This is a genomic window from Pseudoduganella sp. S-14 (genome assembly GCF_049913285.1).
Lineage (GTDB): Bacteria > Pseudomonadota > Gammaproteobacteria > Burkholderiales > Burkholderiaceae_D > Rugamonas.
The window spans coordinates 5,076,334-5,089,534 of sequence record NZ_CP183991.1; the positions used below are offsets into that span (position 1 = coordinate 5,076,334).

General features: G+C 62.6%; 13 protein-coding genes. 2 read left to right on the forward strand and 11 right to left on the reverse strand.

Translation table 11 applies throughout. The annotated features are described in order from the left end of the window. Positions 1 to 13: 13 nt before the first annotated feature. The 5 genes from flgK to flgG form a co-directional block, all read right to left on the reverse strand. Positions 14 to 1,963 carry a flagellar hook-associated protein FlgK gene (gene flgK, locus ACN9MZ_RS23360; RefSeq protein WP_426339248.1) on the reverse strand — a complete coding sequence of 650 codons (1,950 nt, stop codon included), beginning with the start codon at positions 1,961 to 1,963 and terminating at the stop codon, positions 14 to 16. A gap of 62 nt (positions 1,964 to 2,025) precedes the next feature. Beyond that, on the reverse strand, positions 2,026 to 2,952 hold the full coding sequence (gene flgJ / locus ACN9MZ_RS23365; protein ID WP_426339249.1) for a flagellar assembly peptidoglycan hydrolase FlgJ: 927 nt from the start codon (positions 2,950 to 2,952) through the stop codon (positions 2,026 to 2,028). 10 nt (positions 2,953 to 2,962) lie between these two features. Further along, positions 2,963 to 4,069: a flagellar basal body P-ring protein FlgI gene (locus ACN9MZ_RS23370; RefSeq protein WP_426339250.1), complete on the reverse strand. Its 1,107-nt coding sequence runs from the start codon at positions 4,067 to 4,069 to the stop codon at positions 2,963 to 2,965. A 2-nt stretch (positions 4,070 to 4,071) separates the two neighbouring features. After that, a complete protein-coding gene (locus ACN9MZ_RS23375) occupies positions 4,072 to 4,728 on the reverse strand; it encodes a flagellar basal body L-ring protein FlgH (protein ID WP_426339251.1) in 657 nt (218 codons plus the stop codon). A gap of 15 nt (positions 4,729 to 4,743) precedes the next feature. Further along, positions 4,744 to 5,526 carry a flagellar basal-body rod protein FlgG gene (gene flgG / locus ACN9MZ_RS23380; protein ID WP_426339252.1) on the reverse strand — a complete coding sequence of 261 codons (783 nt, stop codon included), beginning with the start codon at positions 5,524 to 5,526 and terminating at the stop codon, positions 4,744 to 4,746. A gap of 167 nt (positions 5,527 to 5,693) precedes the next feature. On the opposite strand from flgG, the gene ACN9MZ_RS23385 reads away from it, so the two are divergent. Together ACN9MZ_RS23385 and ACN9MZ_RS23390 are read left to right on the forward strand one after the other, a co-directional pair. Beyond that, a complete protein-coding gene (locus ACN9MZ_RS23385; protein WP_426339253.1) occupies positions 5,694 to 6,227 on the forward strand; it encodes a hypothetical protein in 534 nt (177 codons plus the stop codon). Positions 6,228 to 6,270: 43 nt separating this feature from the next. After that, positions 6,271 to 6,555, forward strand: a complete 285-nt coding sequence (locus ACN9MZ_RS23390) for a hypothetical protein (RefSeq protein ID WP_426339254.1) — start codon at positions 6,271 to 6,273, stop codon at positions 6,553 to 6,555. Between the two features lie 252 nt (positions 6,556 to 6,807). On the opposite strand, the gene ACN9MZ_RS23395 is transcribed toward ACN9MZ_RS23390, so the two are convergent. The 6 genes from ACN9MZ_RS23395 to flgB all read right to left on the reverse strand — a co-directional run bounded on the left by ACN9MZ_RS23395 (position 6,808) and on the right by flgB (position 13,096). Further along, positions 6,808 to 9,141 carry an EAL domain-containing protein gene (locus tag ACN9MZ_RS23395; RefSeq protein WP_426339255.1) on the reverse strand — a complete coding sequence of 778 codons (2,334 nt, stop codon included), beginning with the start codon at positions 9,139 to 9,141 and terminating at the stop codon, positions 6,808 to 6,810. A gap of 106 nt (positions 9,142 to 9,247) precedes the next feature. Continuing rightward, complete coding sequence (gene flgF / locus ACN9MZ_RS23400; protein WP_426339256.1) at positions 9,248 to 9,991, reverse strand: flagellar basal-body rod protein FlgF; 744 nt, start codon at positions 9,989 to 9,991, stop codon at positions 9,248 to 9,250. Between the two features lie 20 nt (positions 9,992 to 10,011). Then, positions 10,012 to 11,553, reverse strand: coding sequence for a flagellar hook protein FlgE (locus ACN9MZ_RS23405; RefSeq protein WP_426339257.1), 1,542 nt, complete (start codon positions 11,551 to 11,553; stop codon positions 10,012 to 10,014). Between the two features lie 24 nt (positions 11,554 to 11,577). Then, a complete protein-coding gene (locus ACN9MZ_RS23410; RefSeq protein ID WP_426339258.1) occupies positions 11,578 to 12,270 on the reverse strand; it encodes a flagellar hook assembly protein FlgD in 693 nt (230 codons plus the stop codon). Between the two features lie 2 nt (positions 12,271 to 12,272). Beyond that, entirely contained in the window at positions 12,273 to 12,677 is a 405-nt protein-coding gene (flgC, locus tag ACN9MZ_RS23415; protein WP_426163796.1) for a flagellar basal body rod protein FlgC, read from the reverse strand. Next, positions 12,677 to 13,096 carry a flagellar basal body rod protein FlgB gene (gene flgB, locus ACN9MZ_RS23420; RefSeq protein ID WP_426339259.1) on the reverse strand — a complete coding sequence of 140 codons (420 nt, stop codon included), beginning with the start codon at positions 13,094 to 13,096 and terminating at the stop codon, positions 12,677 to 12,679. Before flgB ends, flgC begins: the two co-directional genes overlap by 1 nt. Positions 13,097 to 13,201 lie beyond the last annotated feature (105 nt).

The window sequence follows — 13,201 nt, forward strand, 5'->3', positions numbered from 1 at the left end:
TCCTTCAAAAATCTTACCTGCCCAGCGAAAGCAGGGTATCAAACAGTTCGCTTGCCACCTGGATCACCTTGCCGGATGCCTGGTAGGCCTGCTGGTAGCGCAGCAAGTTGGATGCTTCTTCGTCCAGGTTCACGCCGGAGACCGAATCGCGCGCGGCCTGGGCCTGCTCGACGGTGGTATCGGCCGCGGCACCGGCGATCTGCACTTCACGCGTCTTGTTGCCGACAAAGTTGACCATCTGCGCGTAGCTGGCCTGGAAGGTGGCGTGGCCATCGTCCAGGATGTTCTTCGTTTGTAGGCCTGCCAGCAGCACGCCATTGCGCGCGTCACCAACCCCGCTGCCAGGCGAGATGGTGAACTTGTCGTTGTTGGCAGGGTTGCCGGTAATCTCGATCTCGATGCCCTGGAACGTCATCTTGGCGCCAGCGGTGTATGGCACCGGGGTGCCGGCCGGATAGTTCGTGGTGGTGCCATTGACCGTGACGTCGACAGCCGTCGGGAAGCCGCTAAGCTGGTTGGTCGCGCTGTTGTAGGTCAGCGTGACCGGCGCCGCCAGCTGGTTGCCCGGCAACAGGTAGTTCGAGTTCACCGCACCGGCGCTGATCTTGCCGGTGCCGGTATTGGCGGTCGGCACCGAAGTGCTGATCGGCGCTCCCAGCGCAATCTTGTTGCGGTCTTTCAGTTCGACGCCGAAATCCTGCGCCGCGTTATAGGTCGGGCGTACCAGGAAGTGGTCGGGGCCGCCTGCCGCACCGGTGATGGAAAAGGCGACGCCATCGATCACTTGCGGCTGAGTCTGCGGATACGGCGAAATGGTCGTGGTCACGCCATCGCTGGCGCGCGTCACGATGAAGTCGGTGCCGTTGTAGTTGATGTCGTAGTCCGACGCGGTCAGCTTGGCCGCGTCTACCACCACCGCATCGATTTTCACCGTGCTCGATGGCGAGTTGCGCGTGTCGTAGCCGACGTAGGCGTGGATGTCCTTGAAGAAGTTGCCGCCCAGGTTGCCATCCAGGTCGATGCCCAGCTTGTGCTGGTCGTTGAAGGCATCGGCCAGGCCGGCCGCGATCTTGCCAAGGTTGGCGTTTGCCACGTCCAGGCCACTGTTGCGGAAGTCGATCAGGCCGCCCAACTGGCCGCCGGTCAGCACGCTGTCCGGCAGTTGCGAGAACGTGCCGCCCTGGGTGCGGTAGCCGACCACAATGCGTTCCGGGTCGAAGGTCGAAGGGGCCGTTGCCAGTTCCTGGCTGCGGTTGCCGATCACCAGCGGCTGGCCGGTGCCGAACGAGACGTTCAGCATATTGTTCTCGGCCGGCCTCACGGTAACCTGGATCTGCTTGTTCATCTCGGCGATCAGGGCGTCGCGCTGGTCCATCAGGTCGTTTGGCAGGGCCGACGGGTCGACCGACAGGCCGGCAATCGTATTGTTCATCTCCGCGATGCGGCGCGCAAAGGAATTGATTTCGTTGACGCTGGCGCTGACGCCGCTGTTGACGCCTTCGTTCAATTCCTTCATGCGGCTGGACAGGCCGTTAAAGCGCGACGCCAGCGATTCGGCCGCCGACAGCATGGCCTGGCGCGCCGCAGTCGACTGCGGGTTCGAGTTGGCATTCTGCACGCCGCTGAAGAAGCTCTGCAGTGCCGGCCCCAGGCCGACCGTGGTATCGGCCAACAGGTTGTCGATCTGGCTGACCTGGTTGAAATAGGTGTCGAGCTGGGCCTGGTTGGTCTGGGCGCCCAGCAATTGGCGGTTGAGGAAGTCGTCATAGACGCGCTTGATCTGCGCCACCTCGGTGCCGGTGCCGAGAAAGCCTTCGCCGGTCTGGATCGGCTGCGTCGTGCTTTGTACCACCACCTGCCTGTTATAGCCGAGCACGTTGGAGTTGGTAATGTTGTGCCCAGTGGTGGCCAGGCCCGTCTGGGCAGCCAACAAACCACTTTTACCGATGCTGAGTAAGGACATTTTAATAATTACCTTCGCTAGATATTCAGTTTACGGCACATCCGGACAAAACTTGATGTTCGTCAGGCAAGAGTGCGCTTGATAATGCCGGCCAGCTTGCTGGCATAGTTGGGATCGGTCGCGTAGCCGGCCCGCTGCAGGCCGCGGGCGAAGCCGGCGGCATCGGTGCTGCCGGCTGCCGCCAGCGCCTTTTCATAGCGCGGATTGCTGCTCAGCAGGCGGGCGTAGTCCTTGAAGCTGTCGGCGTAGCTGTCGTAGGCGCGGAACTTCTCGACGCGGGTCTGGGGCTTGCCGTTGACATATTCCGTTGTGGCCGTTTCGACAACGCGGCCCTTCCAGTCCGGGCCAGCCTTGATGCCGAACAGGTTGTGGCTGTTGCTACCGTCGCGGCCCTTGATTTCGCGGCGGCCCCAGCCGGTTTCCAGCGCAGCCTGGCCGAGCATGAACTTGGCCGGGATGCCGGAGGCCCGGCTGGCTTCTTCTGCGTGGCTGGCGAGCTTGTCCTGGAAGCTGCGCACATGGGCCGGCTTGTCGCTGGCCGCTGCCGTGCTGGTGGCGGTCTTGGACATGGCCGCTGCGCCGCCGCTGGCTTCGATCGAGCGCTGCAATCTGGCCTGCTCCATCAGGGCGCGCGTCATGGCCGGATCGGTCGGCACACCATCCTGCGGCGGCAAGGTTTTCGACAGCTGGCGCACCAGCACGTCGGCCAGGCCCAGGCCCTTCTTGGCAATGTCCTGGCTGGTCTGCTGGTCGAGCATGGTGGTGAACATCTTGGTTTGCTGGTTGTCCATCAAACCATCTTGCGGCGTGGCGTCGCGCATGCTCTTCATCATCATGTTGACGAACATCGCTTCGAACTGGGTGGCCGCGGTCTTCAGCGCCTCGGGCGAACCGGCGCGCGCCGACTGGCGCAGCTCGGACATGCCCTTGGTGTCGATGGCAAGGTTGGCGCTCAGGTCGGTGGAAGCAGAGGCGGTGCGGGGGATCATGGCGGCATCCTCAAATGATTTCCAGCTCGGCGCGCAGCGAACCGGCTGCCTTCATCGCCTGCAGGATGGCCAGCAAGTCTTGCGGCGAAGCGCCGATGGCGTTGAGGGCTTTCACCACGTCGGCCAGCGACGCGCCGCCCTTCAGCATGATGACCTTGCCGGAGTCTTTCTTGATGTCGACACTGCCCTGCTGGGTTACCACGGTCTGCCCGCCGCTGAGCGGATTGGGCTGGCTGACCTGCGTGTCGGCACTCACCGATACTGACAGGTTGCCGTGCGATATGGCGCACGTCTCAAGCGTCACTTCCTGGTTCATCACCACCGAGCCGGTGCGGGCATTCATGATGACTTTGGCAGCCTGGCGCGCCGGACGCACGTCCATGTTTTCCAGCTCGCCGATAAAGGCTACCCGCGCGTCGCTCGACGACGGCGCGGTGACGCGAATCGTGCGGCCATCCTGGGCATAGGCCACGCCGGCGCCGTATTTGTCGTTGATGGCATGGACCACGCGGCTGGCCGTGGCAAAGTCGGTGTTGTTCAGTTCGAGGCGGATCTGGCTGCCGTCGCCCAGCGTGGTGGGCACCGCGCGTTCCACCGTGGCGCCGCCGGAGATGCGGCCGACCGACAGGTGGTTGACCACGACTGCGGCGCCGCCGCCCGGCGCCTGCGCGCCCACGCCACCGACCAGCACGTTACCTTGCGCCATGCCGTACACCTGGCCATCGGCGCCTTTCAATGGCGTCATCAGCAGCGTGCCGCCACGCAGCGACTTGGCGTTGCCCATCGAGGAAACGGTGACGTCGATCTGCTGACCCGGTTGCGCGAACGCCGGCAAGTTGGTGGTGACCATGACTGCCGCCACGTTCTTCAATTGCAGCGTGGTGCCCGGCGGCAGCGCCACGCCCATCTGCTGCAGCATGGAAGCCACCGATTGCACGGTGAACGGGGTCTGCGTGGTCTGGTCGCCGGAGCCGTCGAGGCCGACCACCAGGCCATACCCCATCAGCTGGTTCTGGCGCACGCCGGCAACGCTGGCCAGGTCTTTCAGGCGCTCTGCCTGCACGGCCGGCGCCAGCAGCAAGGCTGCGCAAAGAGTGAGGAGCTTGAAAGTCTTCATGATCAGAAAGGCAGCAGGCTGAGGAAGAAGCGCGACAGCATCGATTGCACTTCGGCGCCATCGATATTGCTCTTGGTACGATATTCGACGCGGGCGTCGGCGATCGAGGTCGACGCCACCGAATTGCCGTTGATCGAATCCGGATTGACCATGCCGGAAATGCGGATGTATTCGGTCGCCTTGTTCATGCCGACCTGTTTTTCGCCGGCGATGATCAGGTTACCGTTGGACAGCACTTCCACCACGGTGGCACCAATGGTGCCGCGGAAGCTGTTGCTCAGCGTCTGGCTGTCGGCATCGGCAAACTTGTTGTCGGCACTGGTGGCGACGTTGGTGCCGAAGCGGTTTTGCAGCACGCCCGGAATGCCGAAGTTGACGCTGCCGGACTTGCTGCCGGCGCTGGCGCCATTCTTGACGGCAGACGTGCTCTCCGTAATGACGACATTGATCACGTCGCCCACGTGGCGTGCGCGGCGGTCTTCAAAGGCCGGGCGGAAGGTGCTGGCCTGGTAGATCGCACCATTGTTCTGCGCCGCCGGCGGATACGGCGGCGGCAGCGGACGGGCGCTGGTCGGGCCGTTGACGATCGAGGTTGGCGCACCGGCGCAGGCGGACAGCAGCGCAGCGGCGATGATGGTGGCGGCAAGACGGAATCGCATGGCTGGCTCGTTCGATTACAGCTGCGACAGGCGCTGCAGCATCTGGTCGGAGGTGGTAATCGCCTTCGAATTGATTTCGTAAGCGCGCTGGGTCTGGATCATGTTCACCATTTCCTCGACCACGTTCACATTCGAGGTTTCCACATAGCCCTGCAGGATCACGCCAGTGCCGTTGGTACCAGGCTGGTTCTGGGTAGCCGCACCGGACGAGCCGGTTTCCACGTACAGGTTTTCGCCCTTCGACTCCAGGCCGGTCGGGTTGATGAAGGTCGCCAGCTGGATCGCGCCGATCTGCTGCGGGGCAGCCTGGCCCGGCAGGGTGACCGACACGATGCCGTCGCGGCCAACCGTAATGCTGGTGGCATTGATCGGGATCGTAATCGCCGGCTGCAGCACGAAGCCGCTGGAAGTCACCATCTGGCCATTGTTATCGCGCTGGAAGGAACCGTCGCGGGTGTAGGCGGTGGTACCGTCCGGCAGCAGGACCGGGAAGAAACCGTTGCCGTTGACCATCATGTCCTTGTCGTTGCCGGTCGACTGCGGGTTGCCCTGGGTATGGATGCGCTCGATGGATACCGGGCGCACGCCGGTGCCGAGCTGCATGCCCGATGGAAGCTGGGTCTGTTGCGAAGACGCGGCGCCCGGCTGGCGGATGTTCTGGTACAGCAGGTCTTCGAAGACCGCGCGCGACTTCTTGAAGCCGTTGGTGCTCACATTCGCCAGGTTGTTGGACACCACGTCCATCTGGGTCTGCTGCGCTTCCATGCCGGTCTTGGCAATCCACAGTGATCGAATCATTTGCTGCCCCTTAAACGGTAAAACTAAGCGGTTTTTCTATATGGGCATTATCCCGTGGCAAGGATCAACTCAAAGCTTCGATCTGGCTGGTTTTCCCCCGCCTATTCACGCGCGTGGCGCGAATTGTTCAGCTCTGCCATTGTTTTCTATTTGACAATTATTGCTGTATGCCGCACGACAAAGAAGTCCAATCTGCCAGAAAACGCCATCTCGCGTTCGTGCTCGCCCTCCCTGCCGCGTGTGGAAACTGCGCTGCCGCATGTTTCCAGGCCAACCCAATGGTTCCGCCATCAAATGACATCGGCGTCTACACGGGCGAAACGCCGGAGGGCCTCATGGCATTCGGCGAATCCCCTTACGGACGGACTCGCGCACCGTATCCGCCACCACCGCCTGCGGGCATAAGGAAGCAGGATCAAAAGCTTTCGCCGGGCGAAGCCGGCACGTTAACGCTGTGGTACTTCGAGGCCAATCCCAAAGACCGCTCGCTGCGTGTCTGCAGGGTCGATTTATGGTTGCCGCGCCAGCATCTGGGACAGGGGCAAGGGATGTTTGAGCAGATAGCACAGCACGCCAAAGGAAATGCCCTATCCCGCAGCCTGCTGGAGCAGGACTTGACCCTTGCGTACGAACAGATTATCCAGGCCGATTTGTCGAAAGACCTTCCGGTCATGGCTGGACGGACATACCCGTTTATATGAGCTGTTCAAGCCGAACGAGCACATTTCCCGGCACCGCTTCTACATGCTGGAGGGATACGTCCTGCGGCATGAGCAACTCGATGCGAAAGGCAAGATCAAACGCATCATCACGGTCAACGACTGGCGCCAGCCGCGCCCTGGGCCCAATCCGGATTTCGACGACAGGCTGTTGAAGACCAGCGCTCCGCTCCTGATTGCCGACCTGGTGTTCGGAACGCCAGGCAGCAAGGAAAAATGGAAGACCCGCGAAGAGTTCGACAAGGCTTTTGATACAAGTGAATACGCCCTTCAAGTCTTCCCCGATCGACCGATGGACGACGATGAATAGGCAAGCAACTCAACCTCAAAAGCGGACCAACTTTCGATTCATGAAATGACAAAGACTCCTGCTATCTTCCTTACCACGGCGCCGCTTTGCGCGCTGCCACTGGCATCCTCTACACAAGCAGGCGCGGTAATTTCCCTGCGCTTGTTTTCACCAGAAACGATAGCGGGAAACTGCCGCTTTACGCGATGTCGCAGGAGATGGCGAAGGTCTTGCAATATTGGTGGGGGGATACAGCTGATGTAAGCGCCAAGGTCAGAGCGCAACTTCCTTGTCCGCCTGCCGGGCTGCCTGCAGGGGCTCGGGCCGCCCTACCCCATATCCCTGGGCAAAATCGACACCCATCGCGCGCAGGCAGGCCAGCACTGCGTCGTCCTCGACGAATTCGGCAATGGTCTGCTTGCCCATCACGTGCGCGATCTGGTTGATCGATTCGACCATGGCGCGCTCGGTTGGGTTATGCAGGATGCCTTTAATGAAGCTGCCATCGATCTTTACGTAATCGACAGGCAGGTGTTTCAGGTAGGCGAAGGAGGACATGCCGGCGCCAAAGTCGTCAAGCGCGAAGCGAGCGCCCTGTGCCTGCAGGTCCTGGATCAGCGTTGCCGCCTGGGCCAGGTTGGCCACTGCCACCGTTTCCGTGATTTCAAAGCACACGTCCTCCAGCGCCACGCCAGTCCTGCGCTGCTGCTCCAGCACGAATTCCAGCAAGCCCTCGTCGCATACCGAGGCGCCGGACAGGTTGATGGCCCAGCTCGTGCCTGGCGGCTGCTGCGCCAGCGCTTCGAAGGCGTGGCGGATCACCCAGCGATCGAGCAGCGGCATCAGGTCGTAACGTTCCGCAGCCGGAATGAAAGCCATTGGCGGCACCAGGCCGCCCTGCTCGTCCAGCATGCGCACCAGTACTTCGGCATGGGCGCGGCCGCCGCGCAGCGGGGCGATCGTTTGCAGGTGCAGGCAGAAACGGTCGTTTTCCAGCGCGGCGCGGATGCGCGACACTGCCTCCATTTCAGTCTGGCGCACTGACAGTTCGGCATCGTCGTCGCTGTACAGGTGGATGCGGTTGCGGCCTTTTTCTTTCGCCATGTAGCAGGCGGCATCGGCCGCTTTCATCACTTCCTTCAGGCTGCTGCTGCGGCTATCAAGCAGCACCAGGCCGATGCTGACGCCGATGCGGTAGCTGCGCACGCCCCAGGCGAAATGCAGGTCCACCACGGCCTTGCGCACTTTTTCCGCGACGCGCAAGGCATCCTCGTGGCTGCACAGGGTCAGCATGATGCCGAATTCATCGCCGCCAAGGCGGCCGACGATATCGCGTTCGCGCAGCGTGGCTTGCAGGAGCTGGCTGACTTGCTTGATCAATTCGTCGCCGGCTGCATGGCCGCTGGTGTCGTTGATGATCTTGAAGCGGTCCAGGTCGAGGTATAGCACGGCATGCTCGCCGCCGCTGCCCTGCCGCAAGGCCGCCAGCAGTTCGCGCAGGCGCCGTTCGAATTCGCGCCGGTTGAGGATGTCGGTCAACTCGTCGTGCGTGGCCTGGTAGCTCAATTGCGCGGCGTGCCGGCGCGCTTCGCTGGCGTCGTGCAGCACGATGACCTGGCCGATGGCAGCGCCGTCCGGCGCGTGGATCGGCGCCACCGAGCGGTCGACTGGCAGCAGCGTGCCGTCGGCTGCCAGCAGGTGCAGCGCTCCGCCTTCGCCTTCCAGCCGGCACACTTGATCCAGCGGGCGGCCGAGCATGTCGGCGCCTGACATGCCCAGCATCTGTTCGGCATTGCGGTTGCTGTAGCTGACGCGTTGCTCGCGGTCGGTCGTGATGACGGCGTCGGCAATCGAACCCAGGGTCACCTGCACCAGCTCTTTCTCGGCGAAGGCTTCCGCCTCGCTTTGGCGCAGTTGCTGCAGCAGGCGTTCGCGGCGGGCGAAGGAGCGGCGCAGGTAGCTGTTGCCGCTCCAGGCCAGCACGGCGGCTGCCAACAGCAGCACGGCCAGCAAGGCAGTCGAGACCTGGCGTGCGGCATCGTTGATGGCGGCGGCAAAGCCGATGGCAAGCGGAGTCAGGCGGCGGTCGATTTCCTGGATTTCCAGCAGCACCACCGGTGCCCGGCGTGCAGCCGGCGGCATGCCGTGCACGCGTTCGCCCAGTTCACGCAGGCGCAATAGGTGCTCGTCGCTGTGTTCCCAGTAGGTGATGGCGCGCGCCATCAGGTAGATATCCTTGAAATTACGGTACAGCCAGACCATGCCGCGCACGTCTTCTTCGGCATTGCGGCCGCCCAGGAAGCCTTCGCGCACCACGTCCCAGTCCATCTGTTGCTGGTCCATCTCGCGCCGCGCGCGCATGTCCGATAGCGGCACGGCCAGTTCGGACTGGAACTGGGCGTAATCCTGTTCGTCAGCGGTAACGAGATAGCGCTGCAGCGAGGCGATGGCGGCTTTCTGGCCCTTGGACCAGTGGCTTTCGCCGCCGACGTAGGCACGCAGCGTGGCGGCAATCGACAGGCTGAACACGGCCACCAGGGTGAGCGCTGCCACGGCCAGCACAAACGGCAGGACCACAGTGGCGTAGCGTTCCTCGGGACGAGCCATATCGTTGTACTGCAGAGATGAAAGATTCCATGATGGGGAATCCTGGCGCAGTGCGCAATGGCGCAGGCGTCATTCGTTGCCAGTGAGCAACAAGATTAATGCAATATTAATTCAACGCCAAGATTTGCGTGGCCTTGGCGGCATTATTTTCCGCGTTTTTCAGCAAACTCATTTGCGTTTCGAAAGAACGTGCCAAGGCGATCATATTGACCATGGCATCGATCGGGTTGACGTTGCTGCCTTCCAGCGTGCCGTCGGCCAGGCGTACGTTCTGGTCGGGATCGGCCGGCAGGCCGCTTTGCTGGCGGAACAGGCCATCGTCGCCGCGCACCAGGCCTTTGACGTCCGGGTTGACCAGCTTGATGCGGCCCAGCACATTCGATGGGCCGGGTTGGGTCTGGGTGGTGTCGATGGCCGACACGGTGCCGTCGGCGGCAATGGCCACCTGGGCGTCGGGCGGGATCGCGATCGGGCCGTTCTCGCCCACCAGCGTGAGCCCAGCCGCCGTTTGCAGCATGCCGTTCTCACTAACCTTCAGGCTGCCGTTGCGGGTATAGGCTTCGGAGCCGTCGGTCGATTGCACGGCAATGAAGCCGTCGCCGCGCAGGGCCACGTCCAGCGCCCGCCCCGTGGTCTGCATCGCGCCGGCGCGGAAATCCGAGCCGACCGTGTTGTCGACCACGAAGGTACGGGTCGGCAAACCTTCCGCCACCACCGGCACGGCACGGAAGGAATCGAGCTGGGCGCGAAAGCCGGTCGTGGTGGCATTGGCCAGGTTGTTCGACGTGGTGGCCTGCTGCTCCAGGATGTGGCGCGCGCCGGTGGCGGCGGTGTAGACAAGGCGGTCCATCGCTTGCTCGCTTTATCCGATTAACGCAGGTTGACCAGGGTTTGCAGCACCGAGTCCTGGGTCTTGATGGTCTGCGCATTGGCCTGGTAGACGCGCTGCGCGGTGATCATGTCGACCAGTTCCTTGGTCAAGTCCACGTTGGACGATTCGACCGAGGAGGAACGCAGCTGGCCCAGGTTGCCCTCGCCCGGCGTGCCGACTTGCGGTGCACCGGAAGCGGAGCTTTCCGCCCACACGTTGTTACCAAGAGGAATCAGGCCGTCCGGGCTGGCGAAGTTGGCCAGCACGAATTGCGCCAGTGGCCGCGACTTGCCGTTGCTGTACTGGCCGATGATGGTGCCGCTGGCATCGGTCGAGAAGCGCTGCAGGCTGCCGGAAGAATAGCCGTTCTGGGTCGATTCCTTTTCGCTGGTCGGCGAGCCGTACTGCGTGGTGCCGAGGAAGTTGGTGGAAATCGTCATCGTCAGGTCGGCGCCGTTGTCCGGGAAGATCGGCAGGTTGATCGTGAACGGCAAGGTCTGGGGTGGCGTCAGCAGCGCCATGCGCGCGGCGCTCAACTGGCCGTTGGTGTCGAATGCCAGGGTGCCGACCTTGACTGCCGGGACCGTGATTGCCGCCGCCAGTTTCTGGTCGATGATGTCGGGAGTATTGCCCGGGACGGCGCCCACGTCGGTCGGTGGCGTATATACCGCAGCCAGTTTTGCCAACTGGCTCGCAGTGGCGCCGGCTGCAGTCGCTGCCGCGGTCATGGCCGCACCGGCAGCAGCGGAATACGCTTGCTGGGCCGCCAGCATGCCGGCCGCATTGCCGGCCGCCGCTGCCGTGTTGTAGGCAGCGCGCGCCGCCAGCGACGCCGGATCGGTCAGCACGGCTTGCGCAATCTTCTTCGAATCGATCTGCACGCCATCGCTGCCGGCGTACACATCCCATACGCCGCTGCCTTTGTTCACGTAGAACACCGACATGGTGTGGGCATTGCCCAGGCTGTCGAACACGTCCATCACGGTCTGCTTGGTGTAGGTCAGCGGATCGGAGGCGTCGAACGGCACCTTGGTCGGTACCGGCGAGGTGGACGACAGGTTGATCTTGAAGTTCGCTTCGGTGGTCTCGACCGGGGTCAGGTCGGCGGTATCGATCTTGATCGGCACCGGCGCGCCGGCCAGGATCACGCCGCTCTGGTTGGCCAGGTAGCCGGTGATGGCATTGCCCTGGGCGTTGGTGATGATGCCGTTCTTATCGAGCAGGAACTGGCCGTTGCGCGAGTACTGCACTTCGCCGCTCGGCGCCACGGTGCGGAAGAAGCCGCCGCCGTTGATGGACACGTCCAGCGGATTGTTGGTGGTCTCGATATTACCCTGCGTGAACTGCTGCGCGATGCGCGAAATGCTCACGCCGATGCCCGGGTTGTTGCCTGCCACGCCGTTCAGGGAGTTGGCGTACAGGTCGGCAAACTGCGCCTGCGAACCTTTGAAGCCCACCGTGCTCGCATTGGCGATGTTATTGCCGATAACGTCGAGCGACTTGCCTGCGGCATTCAGGCCGCTGAGACCTTGTTGAAACATGGTATTTCCCCTATCAGGTTGGGCTTACAAAACTTGTTTGATATCGTCCATGGTCAGCTGACCGATGGCTGGAACATTGAGCTTGGTGCCGCCAGCGCCGGTGGACACGCTGGCCACGGTGCCGAAGGTCAGCGCCTGCACCCCTTCGGCCGCCTTGCCGCCCAGGGTGCCGCTGACGCTGACGCTGTACATGCCGTCTGCGGCGGTGCTGCCGTCTTCCAGCTTGCCGTCCCAGCCCAGTGGCAGCACGCCGGCATCGACTGCCTGCAGCGTTTGCGTGTGCACTACCTTGCCGGCGGCGTTCTTGATGTCGATCTGCAGCGTGTCGACGGCGTTCTTCAGCTCGACGCCGAACAGGCCCTTGCCCGACACCAGTTGCAGGTTCTTGCCGGCCGCCAGCACGCCGTGGTTGATCAGGTTGGTCGCCTGCAGCGAAGCCGAATTGGCGTAATCTTTCTTCAATGATTCGATCGTCTCGTTCAGCTTGTTGATGCCGGTGACGGTCTGCAGTTGCGCCAGCTGGCTGGTGACTTGCGCATTGTCCAGTGGATTCAGCGGGTCCTGGTTCTTCAGCTGCGTGATCAGCAGCGTCATGAATTTGTCCTGGTCGGCCGAGACGCTTTTGTCGGAGCCGGAATTGCCGCGCGTGTTGACCGCGTTGAGCAAGGCTTGCGAGGGCGTGCTGCCGCCGGTGACTGGGGTGTTGGTGATGGCCATAGTTACTGTCCGATCGTCAGGGTTTTCAGCAGCATGGTCTTGGCTGCATTCATGGTTTCTACATTGGTCTGGTAGGAGCGCGAGGCCGACAGCATATTGACCATCTCATCGACGACATTCACGTTCGGCATCGTCACATAGCCCTTCTCGTCCGCCAGCGGATGCTTGGGGTCGTAGACTTGCTTGAGCGGCGAAGGGTCTTCCACCACCTGGCTCACCTTGACCGAGGTGGCGGCGCCGTTGGCAGTCGGAGTGGCTTCGAACACCACCTGCTTGGCGCGGTAGGCTTCGCCACTGGCCGAGGTGGCGCTGTCGGCGTTGGCCAGGTTGGAGGCGACTACGTTCAGGCGCTGGGCCTGGGCGCTCATGGCCGAACCGGAAACATTGAAGATGCTGAACAAGGACATTACTGGCCTCCCTGGATCGCGGCCAGCAGGCCTTTGATCTGCGAATTAATAAAGGTCACGCCGGCTTCATAGCGCAAGGCATTGTCGGCAAAGTTGTTACGTTCGACATCCATGTCGACCGTGTTGCCGTCCACTGCGCCCTGCGCCGGGTGGCGGAACAGCAGCGGCGTGCCGTCGGGCAGCGTGCTGCCATCCTGAGGCGGGCGCGGGAAATGCTTGTTGGCCGTGGTATGCAGCGGCTGCGGGGTGGCCGCGCGCTGCATGGCTTCCTGCAGGTTGGCGGAAAAGTCGATGTCGCGCGCCTTGTAATGTGGCGTGTCGGCATTGGCGATGTTCGACGCCAGCACGGCCTGGCGCTTCTCGCGCAGGCTGAGGGCGGTTTCATTGAACAGCAGGTAGTTGTCGAGTTTGCCTAACATGGCACTTCTCCGCTTGATGACAGGTTCGATGATACGGAGCAATGTGCTTGCTTGATCGGAAGAGAAGGCCGGGGTTTTTGCCCCTATTCCCGGCTTGCGGCTCGC